The following is an 18,445-nucleotide window of genomic DNA, read 5'->3' as shown; positions in this document are numbered from 1 at the left end:
CCCGTCAATGGCGACGCCGTCAACGCCATCGCCCGCCAGTTCCCGCAGTACCCGATCCAGATCGGCGGCGGCATCCGCGATCTCAAAACCATCGAGTGGTACCTCACCGCCGGCGTCACCTGGACCATCATCGGCACCGCCGCGGTAAAAAATCCCAAACTGGTGAAAGAAGCCTGCCGTGAATTCGAAGGCCACATCATCGTCGGTCTCGACGCCAAAGACGGCCTCGTCGCCACCGAAGGCTGGGCCGAAGTCTCCGACGTACAGGCCACCGAACTCGCCAAACAATTCCAGGACTGCGGCGTCAGCGCCATCGTCTACACCGATATTGCCCGCGACGGCATGATGCAGGGGGTCAATATCGAATCCACCCTGGAACTCGCGCGCGCCGTGCAGATCCCCATCATCGCCTCCGGCGGCGTCAGCAGCATTGAAGACATCCAGCAGCTGCTGGAAGCCGGTGACGAGAAAACCCGGATCTACGGCGCCATCACCGGCCGCGCCATCTACGAAGACAAACTCGACCTGCGCGCCGCGCAGGAACTGTGTGACAACTGGAACAAGTAACCGCAGGGAAAACTCCATGGGCCTCGCCAAACGCATTATTCCCTGTCTCGACGTCGACGCCGGCCGCGTCGTCAAGGGCGTCAACTTCGTCGATATCCGCGATGCCGGTGACCCGGTGGAAATCGCTCGCCGCTACAACGAGGCCGGTGCCGACGAAGTTACCTTCCTCGACATCACCGCCACCCACGAAGGCCGCGATACCACCCTGCACACCGTGGAAAAAATGGCCTCGCAGGTATTTATTCCGCTCACCGTCGGCGGTGGCGTGCGCACGCTGCAGGACATCCGCAACCTGCTGAACGCCGGCGCCGACAAGACCGCGATCAACTCCGCCGCCGTGTTCAACCCGGAATTCGTGCGCGAGGCCGCCGACCGCTTCGGCAGCCAGTGCATAGTCGTCGCCATCGATGCCAAGCAGGTGGGCAATGACAAAGAGCCCAAGTGGGAGATTTTCACCCACGGCGGACGCAAACCCACCGGTATTGACGCCGTGGAGTGGGCCAAAAAAATGGACAGCTACGGCGCCGGTGAAATCCTGCTGACCAGCATGGACCGGGACGGTACCAAGAACGGCTTTGACCTGGCCCTGACCCGCGCTATCAGCGATGCGGTTTCGGTACCGGTGATTGCCTCAGGCGGTGTGGGCAACCTGCAGCACCTGGCGGATGGAGTGTTGAAGGGTGGTGCCGACGCGGTACTGGCGGCGAGTATTTTCCACTTTGGTGAGTACACCATCGGTGAGGCCAAGGCATTTATGCAGAATGCCGGTATTGAAATGCGTCTTTAATGCGGCGGGCGTGTTTGTCCGGCGTCAGAACCTGTGTGCGTTGCGCCAGCGGCGCGCGCGCAAGTTGCCGAACGGGCGCACATTGCCGGAATATTCCTTCAGCGGATTGAGGTAGTGATCCACGGCGGTTTGCGCCGCTTCGCGGCAGGGAAAAGGCCCGAAGGTGTTGCCGCCACGCACGGTAAAAAACCAGTCGTTGTCGACTTTGAAAAAACGTTCGGCTCGGGGTGGAATGGGGGTTCCCTGTTCGCCACGACGATACTGCTGCATGACTTCCTCGCTACTGCTTGTGCCACACCTGCGACGGAGCTGCACGGCGATTGTTACTGCTGCGATGGCCGCAATTCCCATAACGGGAAGCCGGCACTCCTGTTAAAAGGCTAGCCAATAGCAGGGTGCCGGTGTGAGCAATAGTCGCCGGGTTTTACAGGTCTTCCGCGCGAATCTGCGCTACCTGGTCCTTCACCGCCGGCGCGTTGCTCCCTTCGCCTTTCACCGGCGCCCGGTGCCCGTAGAGATTCAGGCCTTTCAATACATTCAGCGCTTCGAACACCTGGTTGTCACGGCCGTACCAGTCGTCCCGGCCAGCCTTGGCGCGCTTGCGATCTTCCGCTCCGCTCTCTTTGCCGCCATTGCCATTGCCCAGGTGCCCGCTCAGGTCCGCCTCCGTGGTGCGGGCAACATTGTCCATGCGGGTTACCTGCACCCGCTCAACGGTGATATCCGGCTTAATCCCCTGCGCCTGGATCGAGCGGCCCTTGGGGGTGAAGTAGAGTGCGGTGGTGAGTTTGATGGCGCGGTCGTCGGTGATGGGGATGACGGTCTGCACCGAACCCTTGCCGAAGCTGTCGGTGCCCATTACCACCGCGCGGCGGTGGTCCTGCAGGGCTCCGGCGACAATTTCCGCGGCGGAGGCCGAGCCGTCGTTGATCAGTACCACCAGCGGGGCACCGTTGGTGACATCACCGGGGCTGGCTGAGTAGCGCAAGTTGGAAGATTCATTGCGGCCCTCGGTGTAGACGACGAGACCGTCTTCCAGGAATGCGTCCACTACTTCCACCGACGACTGCAATACACCGCCGGGGTTGTTGCGCAGGTCGATCACCAGTCCTTTCAACTCGCCCTGCTTCTGCAGCTTTTTCATCGCCCGCATCAGGTCGCCGCCGGTGTCCAGCTGGAACTGGCTGATGCGCACGTAGCCGTAGCCATCTTCCAGCATTTCCCCGCGCACGCTGTACACGCGCACCTTGTCGCGCTGCAGGGTGATGTCGAAAGGTTCCTTGTGGCCCTTGCGCCCGATAGTGAGGGTAACGGCTGAGCCAACCGGACCGCGCATCTGTTCCACCGCCTCATCGAGGCTGACGCCGCGCATGGATTTTCCCGCGAGCCGCAGGATCACATCGCCGGCGCGCAGTCCGGCGCGTTCGGCAGGGGTGTCGTCCATGGGGGTGATGATGGTGATGTAGTCGTCCTCGACCCCGACCTCGATGCCGAGGCCGGCAAATTCACCGGTCGTGTTGGCCTGCAGGTCGTCGAAGGAGCGGCTGTCGAGATAGGCGGAGTGCGGGTCCAGCCCCTGCAGCATGCCTTTGATGGCGTATTCCAGCAGCGTGCTGTCGTCCACTTCGTTCACATAACCCTGGCGGATCTGTTCGAACACTTTGGCGAAACTGCGCAGGTCTTCCAGAGGCAGGCGCGCCTCCGCTGCCAGCGAGGGGCTCTCGCTGCTGCCGCCCTGGCTGAGTCCCATCAGCGGCAGGGCGGTAAGAGCTGCCACGCCTATCAGGCTGGCGAGCGTTTTGCGGGTGAACATAATCTGCACGTCCTTGGCATTTATCGTTACTGTCTACGGGCGCCCTTCCTTCGGCTGCGAACTCGGGGTTTTCACAAGAATTGTAGACCCGGCACTCCGGCCGGGTTTGAAGTTGGCGGGCAAGTGCACCGGCACACGCCTGTGGGGTGAAAATTGCCGGGCAAAATGTGGTAGGGGAATGAACCGATTAACCGCGGCACCAGGCGGTGGGGTCCTGGGGTTTGCCGTTGCGGCGAATTTCAAAATACACCCCTGGCTGGCTCATGCCACCGGTGTTGCCCACCTTGGCGATGGTTTCGCCGCGCTCCACCCACTCGCCGATGGCGCGGGTAAGGGACTGGTTGTGGCCGTAGAGGCTCATGTAGCCGTCGCCGTGATCGAGAATGATCAGCATGCCGTGGCCGCGCAGATAGTCGGAGAACACCACGCGGCCGCGGTGGATGGCATTGACCGGTTTGCCTTCATTGGCGCGAATGGTCACGCCGGTCCAGCTGATGCCGTTGGCGCGGCGCTGGCCGTAGGCATTGGCGCGGCGGCCCGCAACCGGCCACTGCATACGCCCGCGCTGTTTGGCGAAGGGGGTCTGGTCGCTGGGGTTGATCAGGCTGGAGATGGCACGCCCCACTTCATCCACCAGTCGCTGCAGGCGGCTGCGGTCGCTGTGGAGCTGGTCCAGTTCACCGCTCTTGCTGGCGAGCTGTGAGGCCAGTTTGTCGAGGGTGCGCTGGCGGTTCTTCTGTGCGCTGGCGAGAGCCCGGTGTTTTTCTTCCAGCTGGCCGCGTTCGCGGGCGAGAGTGTCCTGCTCGCGCTGGATGCCGGAACTTACGGTGGAAAGCTGGTCGAGGGTGCTGACGTATTCGTCGATGACCTGGCTGCGTTGCTTGAGGAAGTAGTCGTGGTAGCGGAGTTGGCGGGCGATGTGCTGGGGATCTTGTTGGTTGAGGAGCAGCTTGATCTGCTCCTGGCGACCGAGTCGGTAAGCGGCGGCGACTTCCTGCTCGACCCGCCGCTGCATACTTCGGCGGGAATCCTCGAGCTGTTTCTCTTCCTGTTTCAATTCCTGCAGCTTGTCACCGCGGCTCTTCATGTCCGCCTTGATCTTGTCGATGCGCTGCAGCAGTTCCGAGATGTCCTTTTCGTTGGCTTCCAGGTCTTTCAGCAACTGGTCGCGCTCACCTTTTACCTGGTTCAGCTCCCGCTGCAGGGTATCGATACGCTGCTTGATTTCCGCCAGCCGCGCCTGTTGCTCTTCATCGGCCGCCTGCGCAAAGCCGGTGGGGATCAGCGCGAGCGACAACAGCGCGGCGAGGACAAACCCGGAAAATTTCATTATTAGAGTGACACCATTACAGGGGCTTGCGGCCCCGGGTTAATTAATCTTGATCAGCGGCTCGCCGCTCATTTCCACCGGTTGCGCCAGGCCCATCAGCGACAGCATGGTGGGCGCTACATCCGCGAGGCTGCCGCCGTCGCGCATGGTCACGTTGCGCTCGCCAATGTAGACGAAGGGCACCGGCAGGGTGGAGTGCTGGGTGCTTACCTGGCCGGACTCGCCGTCGAACATCTCCTCGACGTTGCCGTGGTCGGCGGTAATCAGCACTTCACCGCCGGCCGCCAGCGCCGCCTTGGTGACGCGGTCCACGCACAGGTCCAGCGCTTCCACCGCTTTCACCGCCGCTTCAAATACACCGGTATGACCGACCATGTCGCCGTTGGCGTAGTTGCAGATGATCGCGTCGAACTTGCCGCTGTCGATGGCGGCCACCAGTTGGTCGGTAACCTCAAACGCGCTCATTTCCGGCTTGAGGTCGTAAGTGGCCACATCCGGCGATTTGATCAGGATGCGCTCTTCCCCATTGTAGGGCTCTTCGCGGCCGCCGCTAAAGAAGAAGGTCACATGTGCGTATTTTTCTGTCTCGGCGATACGCAGCTGGGTCTTGCCCTGATTCTGCAGGTATTCGCCCAGGGTGTTGCTCAGGCTCTCCGGCGGGAAGGCGCAGCTGGCGTTGATATTCGCAGCGTATTCGGTGGTCATCACGAAATCAGCCAGTTTCGGGGTAACCGCGCGTTCGAAACCGTCGAAGTTCGCATCGGTAAAGGCGCGGGTCAGCTGGCGCGCGCGGTCCGGGCGGAAATTCATGAAGATCAGCGCGTCGCCGTCGTGTACCGGTGCCGGTTCGCCGATCAGCGTCGGCGCCACGAATTCGTCATTCTCGTCGCGGGCATAGGCGGCGGCGAGGCCGGCGAGGGCGTCGTCCGCCTGGTATTTGGCTTTGCCCTGGGTAATCAGATCGTACACTGGCTGCACGCGGTCCCAGCGGTTGTCGCGGTCCATGGCAAAGTAGCGGCCGCTGAGGCTGGCGATACGCGCGGTACCGAGGGCGTCGCACACCTGGGTCAGGCGCGCCAGTGGGGTTTCCGCGCTGCGCGGCGGCGTGTCGCGACCGTCGGTAAAGGCGTGGATATACACCGCTTTGGCGCCGCGCTGGGCGGCGAGGGTGGCCATGGCTACGAAGTGGTCGTCGTGGCTGTGTACGCCGCCATCGGACAGCAGGCCCATGATGTGTACCGCGCCGTTATTGGCTACCGCCTTGTCCACCGCGGCGGTGTAGGCCGGGTTGGTAAAGAAGTCCCCGTCCTTGATCGCCTTGTTGATGCGGGTGAAGTTCTGGTACACCACGCGGCCGGCGCCGAGGGTCATATGGCCCACTTCGGAGTTGCCCATCTGCCCTTCCGGCAGGCCCACCGCCATACCGGAGGTGTGGATCAGGGTTTTCGGGCGGGTGGCCCAGATCTGGTCCCATACCGGGGAATTCGCCGCGACAATGGCGTTGTGCTCGGCGTGTTCGCTATAGCCGAAACCGTCCAGAATCAGCAGTACCAGGGGACGTTTGGGCGAAGACTCGGTTGCCATGGGGTCAGAATCCTTTGGGTTGAATGGGTGGTGGATCGTTCGGCTTCACTGCCGGAGGACGGAACTCTTAAGCGAGTTGTACCGCAGGTGGCGGATTTTAACCTGTTTGCCCCGTCGAGGTCAGTATTTGCGCAGCTATTGCCGCCAGGAAAGCGGGCAAAAGGTTGATTAAGAAATGGCCATTCTCGTGTATACTGCGCGCCTTTCCATATCCGGGTCGCGGGCGCTCTTTTTTGCGAGCCGCCGGCGCTCGGGCCGTCGGCGCTGTTGAATTACAATGTCCGGCGCAAGCGTGACCGGCCGAGCGGTCGGCGGTCGCAAACAAAACAACAAACCAGAGATTTTTGGGGGCGGAGTTGGATTTTTTCGTCTTTATCAGCGAGCAGTGGCTGCTGGTGAGCCTGTTGGTGGCGCTGATTTACGCGCTGGCTATTTCCGAGCGGATCAAGGCGGGCAAGCCCGCGTCGGCCCATCAGGCCACCCTGTTGATCAATAGTGAAGGCGCCAAGGTGATCGACCTGCGCGACCGCGCCGAATTCACCGCCGGGCACATCGTGGATGCGATCCACATTCCCCACGGTGAGATCGAAAAGCGCATGGGCGAACTGGCACCCTATAAAGACAAGACCCTGATCCTGGCGGACAAGCTGGGCCAGCATGCGGGTCCTGTCGGTCGCCAGCTGAAAAAGGCCGGCTACACCGTGCGCCGTCTCGAGGGTGGCATGTCCGAGTGGGCGAACCAGAAATTGCCACTGGTGAAGGGCTGATCCGCTCCCGAAACAGGAGCGAATCAGAAGAATTGAATCGCGAAGAGGTTTCCGGTCGTGAAAGAAGTCGTTATCTACACCACCCGCTTTTGCCCCTTCTGCATCCGCGCCAAGTACCTGCTGGACAACAAGAATGTCCCCTACAAGGAAATTGCCGTAGACGGCAAGCCGGCGCTGCGCGCGGAGATGACCGCCAAGGCCGGTCGCCACACGGTGCCGCAGATCTGGGTCGGCGGCCACCATGTGGGTGGCTGCGATGACCTGATGGCCATCGAGCGCAGTGGAGAACTCGACAAGCTACTGGCGTGACGAATACCGGCTGGTCGATCAAATCAGCCGAGAAATTTGCACACACGCCTTGAAAGGGTATTTCGAGGCCCCCATAAGTAAGACCCATACAGGGAGTCTTCTTTCAGGGAAGGCAGTCTACAAACTAATTTAATAACAGGCTTTAACATGGCTGAAGAACTCAACGGCGCCGCGGCGAACGCAGACGCGCAGCAAGTCCAATTCGCAATGCAGCGCATTTACCTGAAAGACCTCTCCTTTGAAACCCCGATGGGTACTGAGGTTTTCAAAAAGCAGTGGAAACCCCAGGTAAACCAGGAACTGAACACCAAAACCGCGAAGATCGACGAAGATCTTTACGAGGTGGCGCTGACCCTGACCATCACCGTGAAACTGGAAGAAGAGACCGCTTTCCTGGTGGAAGTTCAGCAGGCTGGCCTGTTCGCGATCAAAGGCCTTGAAGGCGCCCAGCTGGCCCAGGCCCTGAACACTGCCTGCCCGACCATCCTGTTCCCCTATGCACGCGAAGTGGTGGACAACGTAATCACCAAGGGCTCCTTCCCGGCCCTGATGCTGCCGCCGATCAACTTCGACGCCCTGTTCGCCGCTGCCCTGCATCAGGCCCAGCAGCAGGCCGCCGCACAAGGCGCAGAGAAAACCGACGCTTAAGTCGCGTTTTTTGCACAAAAAGGCTCCTCCGGGAGCCTTTTTTGTATGTGAAGTAATGGCGCGTCACCGGCCAGTCAGTTAGCTTGCGCAGCGCAATTGCCGGGAGTGGAGAGAAACAATGCAGTGGGATTTTCCCCAACCCTATATCTACAAAGTCCGCGTCGAACAGCAGCACGTAGACGGTCTGCACCACGCCAACAACGCCGAATATGTGCGCTGGTGCGAGCGCGCGGCCTGGTCCCACAGTGTCGAGCTGGGGCTGGATGTCAGCAATTACCAGTCGCTGGACCGGGGAATGGCAATCCGCCAGGCGGAGTACGACTATATACTGGCCGCCAGAGAGGGCGACGAGCTGTTGATCGGCACCTGGCTCACCATGGTGGACGGCCGGCTGAACATGACCCGTAAGTTCCAGGTGTTTCGCGCCAGCGATGAGGCACTGGTGCTGCGCGCCACCTGGCAGATGGTGTGTATCGAGCTCTCCAGTGGCAAACCCAAGCGGATGCCGCAGACCTTCAAAGACATCTATAGCCCCGCGGTGGTGTCGGAGTCACAACCGCAGTAGGGCGATAGCAACGCCGGATAATCCCAACGGAGCGCCCGTATGAGCGAAGAGATCACCCTCACCAAAAACACCGGCGCCCTCAGGGGCAAGACCATCTTTATTACCGGCGCCAGCCGCGGAATCGGCCGCGCCATCGCGCTGAAATGCGCCGCGGATGGCGCCAACATTGCCATCGCCGCCAAATCCGCAGAACCGCACCCCAAACTCCCCGGCACCATTTACAGTGTCGCCGAGGAAATCGAGGCCGCCGGTGGCAAGGCGCTGCCCATGCAGGTGGATGTGCGCGAGGAGGAACAGGTGGCGGAGGCACTGAAAAAGACTGCCGACACCTTCGGCGGCATCGACGCGGTGATCAACAACGCCGGCGCCATCAACCTCACCAACGTCGAGTCCACACCGCCCAAGCGCTACGACCTGATGCTGGATATCAACGCCCGCGCCGTGTACCTCACCGCGCACCTCGCGATTCCCTATCTGAAGCAGGCGGAGTGCGGGCATATCCTCAGCCTGTCACCGCCGCTCAATCTCGAGCCCCGCTGGCTCGGGCCTTTCGCGCCCTACGCGCTGTCCAAATTCGGCATGACCATCCTGAGCCTGGGGCTCGCGGAAGAGCTGCGGAAAACCAATATCAGCGTTGCCACCTTGTGGCCGCGCACCCTGGTGGCCACCGCCGCCATCGAATTTGCCGTCGGCAGCCGCGAAATGTTCGACCAGAGCCGCAAACCGGGGGTGATGGCGGATGCCGCCTACGAGGTACTGATTACCCGCAATCAGGGGCTGAACGGTGCCCAGCTGATCGACGAAGTACTGCTGCACGAACGCGGGGTGGAAGATTTCACCCAATATGCGCACAATCCCGCCAAGGCCGGCGAATTGGCAGTGGATCTGTTTCTCGATCCCTGAGCCTTGCCGGCGCGTGAGAGAGGTATGTGGGGGATAGCGTGGAAAAGACTGAACTGGACGAATTTCGCGGCGCCATGGGCGCGCTCGGTGACATAAAGCCACTGGCGCCCGAGCAACGCGAGAGCGCGCTAAAGAAGGACGCTGCGGATCCCCTGAACCAGCGCGCCCGCCGCGAAGCCGCCACTGCGCAGACCTACCGCGAACTGAACCCGCTGGGCGGCGAGTTTGTCGAGCCCGTCGAGCCCCACGATCCTATTGAATTCAAACGCGACGGCGTGCAGAACGGTGTCTACCGCAACCTGCGCCTGGGCAAATACACCGTCGACGCGCGCCTCGATCTACACCACCACACCGTCGATATGGCGCGCAGCGCGCTCTACCAGTTTGTGCGCGACTGTATGGAAGCGGATGTGCGCTGTGCGCTGGTGACCCACGGCAAGGGCGAGGGGCGCAAAACCCCGGCGATGCTGAAGAGCTGCGTCAACGCCTGGCTGCCGCAGCTGCCGGAAGTACTCGCGTTTCACAGCGCGCAGAAACAGCACGGCGGCCTCGGTGCCACCTATGTGCTGTTGCGCAAGAGCGAGCGCAAGCGCCAACAGAATCTGGAGCAGCACCAACGGCGTACCCGTCCTTAGCCAGGAACACGCGCAGTAGTTTTCTGGGGTTCGTAATCTGTTTGTCACGTCTGACAACTAATCTACGCCCACAACGAAATTTCGCTTGTCCGGCTGTTTCATCGCTCAGCCGCTTAAGTTTTCGTTGTTCTTCTCTCTTTGCATCGCACCAAATTTTGGTGTTTTTATGCTTCCGAGTTTGGGGGCTCCTCCAGTTGGAGGATTGGAATCGACATTCGCGCTGCGAATGGAGACCCTTCTTGAATGGTTTAAGCGGCCCCTGTGGCCGCTTTTTTTATGGCGGTGTTTTCAAAGGGGGTCAGGAATCTGGCTGGTCGCCCGCCTGTTTGAACTCAAGGCGGGTGCCGTCGCTGCCCTCGAGGATCAGCGTGTCTCCGCTGGTGCGGGCGCGGGTGACGCGGGGCATGGCCAGCAGGAAATCTTTTTCCAGCTCGTCGCTGTCGCGGCGGCCCACCATGCGGGAGATTTTTGGCGGCTTCAGCCAGTGGATGCTGCCGCTGTCCGCCAGTTCAAACTTGCCCAGATAGGGGTTGGAGCCGGCACTACCGCGCACGAAGCCGAGTTTGTCACAGGTGAAGTAGGGGCGGTCGCGCCACATTTTCTGCCAGAACATGCGCTGCTTGTGTTCGCGCCCATCCACGGAAAGGTTGTCCAGAATCCACTCTCGCTCGCAGACGCCGCTCTCTCCGGTCTCCGCCATCGCCGCCGGCTGGCTGCTGTGGTTGCCACAGCCGCTAACAAACAGGGTCATCGATAGGGAGAAAAGCGCGGCCAGCCTGGCGGCTCTGTGCGCAGGGGGGAATGACGGAAACAGGGGCAACTGAAACAGGGGAAACATGATTCCATCCGGTGGCCGTTTGTGCCATTTAACACCAATTGACTGCCGGCGTCTGTGACCCAACCGCCCTCAATTTTGGCGGGTAATGTCAGTTTCGTAGTGCGGGCGGGGCCGTTAAAGTCCCGCCTTGATGTACTCGATATAGATATCGCCGGACACGTCGCGCAGGATCAGGCGGCCGCCACCACTTTTCACAAACGCCTGGCGGGTGCCCGACAGGGCTCGCAGATACTGGTTCTCCTGCTCCATCACTTGCGGCGGGCCAGCCATCTTGGTGGACGCGAAACTCGCGGTGTCCCACAGCAGCCCGCCGTTGGTGGTGATCTGCAGGGAGCCGCGATAGGTGTTCAGGCCGCTCTTGCCCATTGCTTCGCCACTGGGGCTGCACAGAAAGGTAAATTCCCGCGGCTGGTCGATGGGGATCGCCTGGCCGTTGATGCGCAGCAAGCGCAGTTCCCACTTGTCGCCACACACACTGTTCACCGTGCCGGGCGTCTGGCTGGGGCCAGATTCCTTGTCCCCCATATTCATACAGCCCGCGATGACGATGGCGAGACCAATAAACCACACCGGAACCACTTTGTTCATGCCCTTCCCCTTTCCTTGGCGTTGGCCGCTCCCAGCTGGCAGATAAATCAAGCTTAGTCAGTCCGGCGCAAGGTGAGAGGGTTAGGGCGACAAGCGGACGCGCAAGCGGTCGCAAAATCGGGGATTGTTGCGCGCCGGCTGTCAGTTGGCGGGGCTAGTCGGGCTGGCGCACACAGCGCACCACCATTTTCGAGTCCAATTCCTGCTCGAAGCAGCGGAAGCGGGTGCCGTTGACGTTCAGTGTACGGGGGGGCTCGCGGCTGCTGCCGCGGGGCCGTCGATCGGATGACCTCACGGAGAGGTGCGCCGGATCCATGTGGGGGGGGACCGCGCTGCTGAAAGCGCGGTCTGCGTGACTTTCCCTGGGCTCGGTTGATGTACAACCGGCAACAACTCCTGTCGCTATCGCCACAGCCAGCAGAATACTTCTCAATTTCTGCACGCTGATACCTCGATGGCTGGTACGAGCAGCGGCGTCACTGCCGCCCTCTCATTTCAGGTTAGAAGAGGTTTCCGCCAAAGTGTACTTATTCGCGCCAAATTGTTTAAGCCTGCGCCGGAAAGGGATTTGTTGCGACAGAGGGGGTTTGGGCCGGAGGGAGCGCAAAACAAAAAAGGGGCCCAGTGGGCCCCAAGAAATGAAAGTGCAATGCAGTTTCAAGATGACGTCGAGGACACGACTTAGAAGTTGTAGCTACCTGTGAGGGCGATAGTGCGCGGGTTGCCGTAGAAACCGGTTTGCAGAGCTCCTCCAAAATCGTAGCCAGCAATGCGGTACTCGGTATCGGTCAAGTTTTTGCCCTGCAGACCCAGATTCCAATTGCCATCTGCGCTGTAGTAAGTAGCGGTCAGGTCCACCAATGTGTAGCCTTCTTGATCGAGCACACTTGGGGTTTCGAAGATCTGGGTGTCAGAGCGGTAAGAGGCAGACGGAACAACGACCAATTCCCCTCCGGCTACAGGCAGTGACCAGTTCAACTGCACCATGGCAGTGGTATCGGGGGTGTTTTGCATGTCGCGCGTGTCAGCGATGTTCTCGCCACCGGACATGAACTCGATAAACTCTGCGTCAACCCAACCCAGATTCGCGTTTGCGGACAAATTGTCGGTCAGCGCCAGGGAGGCTTCCAGCTCGATACCTTGGATACGGGATTTACCGGCGTTGAGTACGTCACCGGCAGTGGTGCCATCTTCGAGCAGGCGCTGCGTTGTCAGCTGCATGTCTGTGTAGTCGGCGCGGAAAACAGCTCCGTTCAGTCGCAGACGATTGGAGAGCAGATCGAGTTTCCAGCCGAATTCAACGGTATCAACAGTTTCCGGAGCATAACCTTCACTGGTTCGCGGGTTTGACGTGGCTACGCCTCGCATATCGAAACCACCCGACTTGAACCCAGTGCTGTAGCTTGCGTAGAGCATCGCATCATTGCTCAGCTGGTAATCCAAACCGACACGAGGAGTAAATTCACCCCAAGAGTCACTGTTGGTGTAGTCGGTGCGAACGACAGCAACTACTGGATCAGTAGTGTCGGCGTAGTATTTGTCGTGAGAGAAATCACTGCCGAGTCCGGCGATTACAGCGTTGTATACATCAGCTTCTTTATCATCTTTGGTGTAGCGGCCACCGAGATTCAGGTTCCACTGATCTGCAAACTGCCAGTTGTAGTGCGCATAGGCAGACAGGCTCTGGGTATCCACGCTGCCATTAACCGCCACGCTGATCGGGGCCAGTACAGCATCGTAAGCACCAGAGGCTTTACCGTCGTAGTAGTAGATACCGCTGACAAGATCTGCATTCTCACCCTGCCAGATCAACTGGAATTCCTGGCTGAACTGTTCGTCGTCATAGATGGCGGGAACATCGAAGCTCGGCGTGTTGACGCTGTCGAAATCGATTACGGTATCGGTCTTACCTTCACGGCTGGCGGTTACCGACTTAACGGTTACGGCGTCATTCAATTGCCATTCGGCGGTAAGGGACATGCCACTGGTTTCGACAAGGTTGTCGGACGGCAGGTTGGATTCAGTGTCGTAAACGCTGCTCAATACTGGCTCGCCGTTTACGCCAGGGTTGAAGCGGTGTCCGTGCTTGGACGCTGATTTGTCAGTGGTCTTGTCAGCGGCGAAACGGATAAATACTTCTTCGTTAGGGGAGTACTCAAGGCTGACCCGTGCGGCGAAAATGTCCTTATCGTACTGGTCTTCACCGGTTATAACGTTTTCGCCGAAACCATCGCGATTAAAGCTTGCAACGGCAGCACCAATATTCAGATTGTCAGTCAGTCCAGTAGACGCACTCAGCTTAAGGTCACGCTGGTTGTAGCTGCCGAGAGCAGTGCCGATGGACACTTCGGTATCACCGGTCATTTTCTTGGTGACATATTTCACCGCGCCGCCGATGGTGTTCTTGCCATACAGGGTACCTTGCGGGCCGCGCAGTACTTCGATGCGCTGGACATCGAACACGTCCATCACTGCACCCTGTGGGCGGGCAACGTATACGTCGTCAATGTAGATGCCCACACCCGGCTCGTAACCCCACAGCGGGTCCTGCTGGCCGATACCGCGGATAAATGCTGTCAGGGTGGAGTTGGTACCGCGGCTCACCTGCAAGGTGGTGTTTGGGGACAGTTTCTGGATATCGGTCATATCGGTGATGCCGTTTTCCAGGATGGCTGCTTCACCAATGGCTGATACCGCGATCGGTACTTCCTGCAGGGACTGCTCGCGCTTCTGCGCGGTAACGGTAACTTCTTCCAGCTGGGTATCCGCGTAGGAGAAGCTGGCACCACAGGCGATCATGACGCCCACGGCAAGGGGATTGAACTTGTTTAATTTGCGCATGACTCTCTCCGATCACCAGTTTATGGTTTTTATGTAAGTTTCGGACTTGCACTGTAGCTGCTGTCCTTGTCCTTGCCTGCTAGACCAAGGTATGACGAGCGGGTGGATACGTAGACGGGACAGCTGGCGGCCTATCGGGTAGGCTTAGATCATAAACAAAATAATGAATGAGGCGCCAATTGTTCAGCCTTACCCTGCTGGCCGCCGTGGGCCTGAGCTATCTGCTGCTGCTGTTCGCCATCGCCTTCTGGGGCGACCGGCTGTCCATTGCCCGAATCCGGCCCATCAAACCCCTGCTGCTGGCGCTTGCCGGCACCTACACCAGTGCCTGGATGTTCTTTGGCGTGCCCGCGCAGGCGGTGAGCGAGGGCTGGCTGTTGCCCCCTACCTTTGTCGGCGCGAGCCTGATGCTGATCTTTGGCGCGCCCCTGCTGATGCGCTTTGTGCGCCTGTCCAAGCAGCAGGGTTCGACTTCCATCGCGGACTTTATCAGTGCCCAGTACGGCGGATCCCAGTGGCTGGCGGCGGCGGTGGCGCTGCTGGCGGTGGTGGCGATCGTGCCCTACCTGTCCCTGCAGTTGCGGGCGGTGGCGGACAGTTTCCTGCTGCTCGCCGATAGCGGTGTGGGCGGGGACAATATTGGACGCGCCGAAAACAGCGCCTCGGTGGTGACCGCGGTGGTGGGCGCGACCCTCGGGCTCTTTGCGCTGCTGTTTGGCACCCGTCATATCGACAGCAGCGTACACCGCAACGGCATGCTGCTGGCGGTGGCGTTCGAGGCGCTGGTGAAGATCGGCGCGCTGGTGGCGGTGGCCTGGTTCGTTATCGATTCCGCCTTCGACGGCACCGCGGAGCTGGCGCGCAGTGCTCTCGCCAGTGAGCGGGTGGCGGCCATTGCCGATGCCCGCCCGGCGGATACCGGTTATCTCGCGGTGGTGGTACTGGGGATGGCGGCCATCTTCTGTCTGCCGCGGCAGTTCCACATCCTGATGATCGAGAGCGACGACGAGCGGGATATTGGCCCGGTGCGCAAGCTGATCCCCCTGTATCTGGCGCTGGTATCTGCGGCGGTTCTGGCGGTGGGCTACGGCGGCCTGTTGTGGCTCCCCGACAGCTACACCAATGCCGAGCGCTTTGTGCTGGGAATTCCGCTGGAGAGCGGCACCCCCTGGCTCGCGCTGCTGGCATTTATCGGTGGCCTCTCCGCCGGTTCCAGCATGGTGATCATCGCCACCATCGCCCTGTCCACCATGATCGCCAACACCATGGTGGTGCCCTGGTTGCTGACGCGGCTGCAACAGCGCCCGGCGGGTGTGGCGCTTGGCAGCGACCTGCGCCGGGTGCGGCGGGTGATCATCGGGTTGTTGATGCTGGCGGCATTCGGGGTGAGCGAGCTGATCGGCTCCGGTGTCAGCCTCGGTACCTTTGGTTTGTTGTCGCTGGCACTGGTGGCGCAACTGGCGCCGGCCATGGTCGCGGCGGTGACCTGGCCCGCGCGCTGGCCGCGGCTGCGCGCCGCCGGCGTGATCGCCGGGCTATTGATTGGCGCGCTGGTGTGGGGGCTGTCGGCGCTGCCCGCGGCACTCGGCCAGCCGGATCTGCTCGCCTCTGCACTGGGGCTGGAGTGGAATGCGCTGACCACCAGCTGCGTATTTGGCCTCGGGCTCAACGGCCTGACGCTGGTAGGCGTGTCGCTGTTGCAGGGGCGCTGGTTGCCCGGTGGCACCGCGGTGGCATCGGCACCTGTGGATAAAAAGCGGCTGCGTCAGCTGCTGGCGCGCTTTGTGGGAGAGGATGCCGCGGGCCGCGCGCTGACATCGCTTGATGCCGAGGGCAAGCCGGTGGCAGCGGACGCCCGCGACACCGCCCAGGGCTATCGCGAGACGGTGGAAAAAATTCTCGCCGGCATCGTTGGCAGTACCAGCGCGCAGCGTCTGGTACGCCAGTTGAGCGAGCCGGAAATCACCGCGCAGCAGCTGGACCAGGCATCGGACATCTACCAGTTCGGCCGCGGCCTGTTGCAGAGCAGCATCGACAATATCGACCAGGGTATCTCGGTGGTGGATGCCAACCTCAACCTGGTGGCGTGGAACCGCCGCTATCTCGAGCTGTTCCACTACCCGGCGGAGATGATCTACGTCGGCCGTCCGGTGGCGGAGCTGGTGCACTACAACGCGAGCCGCGGCGAGTGCGGTCCCGGTGAGGTGGAGGAGCATGTGCAGAAGCGGGTGGAACACCTGCGCAACGGCACCGCCTACCGCGTACAGCGCAACCGCACCGACGGCACCGTGCTCGAAATCCGCGGCAACCCGCTGCCCGGCGGCGGGTTCGTGACCACCTATACCGATGTGTCCGACTATCAGCGCGCGCTGGCGGAGCTCACCGAGATTCGCAATTCCCTCGAGCAGAAGGTGGCCCACCGCACCGCCGAGCTGGAGACGGTCAACGATGAGCTGCAGGGGCTGAACCGCGAGCTACAGGCCGCCAGTGCCGGCAAGACCCGCTTCCTCGCCGCCGCCAGTCACGACCTGGTGCAGCCGCTGAACGCCAGCCGCCTGTTTATCGACGCCCTCGCCGGCCATTCGCTGGAAGACAGCAGTCGCCAGCTGCTGACCCGCGCCGATCGCGCGCTGGCCTCCGCCGAGCAGCTGATCACCGACATGTTGCAGATCGCGCGCATGGATGCCGGGGATATCCGCCCGAATTTCACTGCCGTCTCTCTCGATAGCATCCTCGACGACGCCGTGGCCCAGGCGCGGGTGGCCGCCGGCAACCGCGGCATACGCCTGCGCTACCGCCGCAGTCACCTGTGGGTACACAGCGACGAGAAAATGCTGCGTCGCGTGGTGCAGAACCTGCTGGATAACGCGGTGAAGTACACCGCCCGCGGCGGTGTGCTGGTGGCGGCGCGCAAGCGCGGGGCGGACATTTCCCTCGAGGTGTGGGACACCGGGGAGGGCATCGCGCGCGAGCAGCAGCAGGCCATTTTCCGCGAGTTCTGCCGCCTGACCCCGCAGGACAGCGACAGCGGCACTGCCCGCCAGCACGGTTATGGTCTCGGTCTCGCCACCGTGGAGCGCCTGTGCCGCTTGCTCAACAGTCCCATCAGCCTCTCCTCGATTCCCGCGCGCGGCAGTGTGTTCCGCGTACGGCTGGCCCGCGCCAGTGCCAGAGTGGAGCCGCGCCCGAATCTCGTCGCCGCCCAGAGCCGCGGTGCCCGCCTGGACCTGCAGGTGCTGTGTGTGGATAACGAGCCCTCGATCCTCGAGGCCATGGCCGCACTACTCGGCGGCTGGGGCTGCACCGTGCACTGCGCGCGCAACCGCGCCGAGGCGCTGGCGGCGGCGGAGCCCGACCTGCTGTTGATGGATTTCCACCTTGACGACGGCGACAACGGCATCGACCTGGCGGCGGAACTGCTTTCGCGCTGGGGCGGGGGCATCCCCTGCGTGATCATCTCCGCCGAAAACACCAATACCGTAAAGAATCGCGCGCACAACGCCGGCTGGCAGTTCCTGCAGAAGCCCCTGCGCCCGGCCGCGCTGCGCGCGCTGTTGCAGCAGCGCAAGAATTCTCGCCACGGGGCCACTGCGACCAAGGTCGTATAGGCAAGCCGTTGTGCTGGACGCAGTCTGGCGGAGAGTGGTTTAAGAAAAATAAGGTATCCGAGCGATGAAAAAATACCTGTTGGAAATACTGATGTTCAGCGCCTATGCGCTGTTCGCGGCGAGCTGGGTTTCCGGGGCGATCCTGACCCCTGCGATCCAGTCGTCCTTTGGTGAGGAAGGCTTCGCCAATGCCACCTGGGGCAGTAATGTCATCACCATTGCCAAGATCATCGGCAACCTCGCCGCCGCTGCGCTGTTGATGCGTCTCGGTGCCAAGCGCGCCTTTGCCATTGCGATCGTTCTGATTGCCGCCGGCGGCCTCGGCGCACTGGCCGGCAGTTACGGTGAATGGCTGCTGTCGCGTCTGGCCCTCGGCCTCGGTGGCGCCCTGGCGATTGTGTATTTCGCACCGGTGGTACTGCACTATTTTTCCGCCGAGGAGCGCCCGCTGATCAACGGCATCAACGCCGCGGCCTTCAATACCGGCAACCTGCTGGCACTGCTCACCACCACCACCCTGCTCAGCTGGTTCGGCAGCTGGCAGTCGCTGGTGGTGCTCTACGGGGTGATGGTGCTGGCACTGGGGGTGCTGTGGTGGCTCAGCGCGGAAAACTTCCCGTTGTCCGGTGGTAGCGGCAAACCGGCAGAACATTACGGATTTA

General features: G+C 61.3%; 18 protein-coding genes. 10 read left to right on the top strand and 8 right to left on the bottom strand.

All coding sequences use genetic code 11. The features are described 5' to 3' along the window. Together VIL80_RS03470 and hisF are read left to right on the top strand one after the other, a co-directional pair. Positions 1–567 (top strand): HisA/HisF-related TIM barrel protein (locus tag VIL80_RS03470; protein WP_332034767.1); only part of this gene is annotated, 567 nt, incomplete at its 5' end. A 16-nt stretch (positions 568–583) separates the two neighbouring features. Beyond that, positions 584–1,354, top strand: a complete 771-nt coding sequence (gene hisF / locus VIL80_RS03465) for an imidazole glycerol phosphate synthase subunit HisF (RefSeq protein WP_332034766.1) — start codon at positions 584–586, stop codon at positions 1,352–1,354. 24 nt (positions 1,355–1,378) lie between these two features. Here the strand turns inward: hisF and VIL80_RS03460 are convergent, their stop codons facing one another. From VIL80_RS03460 to gpmI, 4 genes are all read right to left on the bottom strand, one after another. Further along, on the bottom strand, positions 1,379–1,624 hold the full coding sequence (locus VIL80_RS03460) for a DUF6316 family protein (RefSeq protein ID WP_332034765.1): 246 nt from the start codon (positions 1,622–1,624) through the stop codon (positions 1,379–1,381). 154 nt (positions 1,625–1,778) lie between these two features. After that, positions 1,779–3,167, bottom strand: coding sequence for a carboxyl-terminal processing protease CtpA (ctpA, locus tag VIL80_RS03455; protein WP_332034764.1), 1,389 nt, complete (start codon positions 3,165–3,167; stop codon positions 1,779–1,781). A gap of 187 nt (positions 3,168–3,354) precedes the next feature. Continuing rightward, on the bottom strand, positions 3,355–4,497 hold the full coding sequence (locus tag VIL80_RS03450) for a murein hydrolase activator EnvC family protein (protein ID WP_332034763.1): 1,143 nt from the start codon (positions 4,495–4,497) through the stop codon (positions 3,355–3,357). A gap of 39 nt (positions 4,498–4,536) precedes the next feature. Beyond that, positions 4,537–6,081, bottom strand: a complete 1,545-nt coding sequence (gene gpmI / locus VIL80_RS03445) for a 2,3-bisphosphoglycerate-independent phosphoglycerate mutase (protein WP_332034762.1) — start codon at positions 6,079–6,081, stop codon at positions 4,537–4,539. Between the two features lie 356 nt (positions 6,082–6,437). On the opposite strand from gpmI, the gene VIL80_RS03440 reads away from it, so the two are divergent. The 6 genes from VIL80_RS03440 (at position 6,438) to smrA (ending at position 9,908) form a co-directional block, all read left to right on the top strand. Continuing rightward, a complete protein-coding gene (locus tag VIL80_RS03440; RefSeq protein ID WP_332034761.1) occupies positions 6,438–6,848 on the top strand; it encodes a rhodanese-like domain-containing protein in 411 nt (136 codons plus the stop codon). A gap of 57 nt (positions 6,849–6,905) precedes the next feature. Beyond that, entirely contained in the window at positions 6,906–7,157 is a 252-nt protein-coding gene (grxC, locus tag VIL80_RS03435) for a glutaredoxin 3 (protein WP_332034760.1), read from the top strand. Positions 7,158–7,304: 147 nt separating this feature from the next. Continuing rightward, positions 7,305–7,805 (top strand): protein-export chaperone SecB, encoded by a 501-nt coding sequence (gene secB, locus VIL80_RS03430; protein ID WP_332034759.1) that lies wholly within the window; start codon positions 7,305–7,307, stop codon positions 7,803–7,805. Positions 7,806–7,923: 118 nt separating this feature from the next. Next, entirely contained in the window at positions 7,924–8,370 is a 447-nt protein-coding gene (locus VIL80_RS03425; RefSeq protein WP_332034758.1) for an acyl-CoA thioesterase, read from the top strand. 39 nt (positions 8,371–8,409) lie between these two features. Continuing rightward, positions 8,410–9,273 carry an SDR family oxidoreductase gene (locus VIL80_RS03420; protein ID WP_332034757.1) on the top strand — a complete coding sequence of 288 codons (864 nt, stop codon included), beginning with the start codon at positions 8,410–8,412 and terminating at the stop codon, positions 9,271–9,273. Between the two features lie 38 nt (positions 9,274–9,311). After that, positions 9,312–9,908, top strand: coding sequence for a DNA endonuclease SmrA (smrA, locus tag VIL80_RS03415; protein ID WP_332034756.1), 597 nt, complete (start codon positions 9,312–9,314; stop codon positions 9,906–9,908). 298 nt (positions 9,909–10,206) lie between these two features. Here the strand turns inward: smrA and VIL80_RS03410 are convergent, their stop codons facing one another. From VIL80_RS03410 to VIL80_RS03395, 4 genes are all read right to left on the bottom strand, one after another. Beyond that, positions 10,207–10,746 carry an META domain-containing protein gene (locus VIL80_RS03410; RefSeq protein ID WP_332034755.1) on the bottom strand — a complete coding sequence of 180 codons (540 nt, stop codon included), beginning with the start codon at positions 10,744–10,746 and terminating at the stop codon, positions 10,207–10,209. A 114-nt stretch (positions 10,747–10,860) separates the two neighbouring features. Then, positions 10,861–11,334 carry an META domain-containing protein gene (locus tag VIL80_RS03405; protein WP_332034754.1) on the bottom strand — a complete coding sequence of 158 codons (474 nt, stop codon included), beginning with the start codon at positions 11,332–11,334 and terminating at the stop codon, positions 10,861–10,863. 154 nt (positions 11,335–11,488) lie between these two features. After that, positions 11,489–11,629 carry a hypothetical protein gene (locus tag VIL80_RS03400; RefSeq protein WP_332034753.1) on the bottom strand — a complete coding sequence of 47 codons (141 nt, stop codon included), beginning with the start codon at positions 11,627–11,629 and terminating at the stop codon, positions 11,489–11,491. A 386-nt stretch (positions 11,630–12,015) separates the two neighbouring features. Beyond that, positions 12,016–14,175: a TonB-dependent receptor gene (locus tag VIL80_RS03395; protein WP_332034752.1), complete on the bottom strand. Its 2,160-nt coding sequence runs from the start codon at positions 14,173–14,175 to the stop codon at positions 12,016–12,018. Between the two features lie 167 nt (positions 14,176–14,342). Here VIL80_RS03395 and VIL80_RS03390 point away from each other — a divergent pair, with 167 nt between their 5' ends. Together VIL80_RS03390 and VIL80_RS03385 are read left to right on the top strand one after the other, a co-directional pair. Next, positions 14,343–17,783, top strand: a complete 3,441-nt coding sequence (locus VIL80_RS03390) for a PAS-domain containing protein (protein WP_332034751.1) — start codon at positions 14,343–14,345, stop codon at positions 17,781–17,783. A gap of 64 nt (positions 17,784–17,847) precedes the next feature. Then, positions 17,848–18,445: MFS transporter (locus VIL80_RS03385; protein WP_332034750.1), on the top strand; the 598-nt coding region annotated here is incomplete at its 3' end.

This window comes from Microbulbifer sp., assembly GCF_036563125.1.
In the GTDB taxonomy this organism is placed as follows: Bacteria; Pseudomonadota; Gammaproteobacteria; order Pseudomonadales; family Cellvibrionaceae; genus Microbulbifer.
The sequence above is the reverse complement of the archived record's forward strand: the minus strand, read 5'-3'. Positions and strand labels throughout refer to the sequence as shown.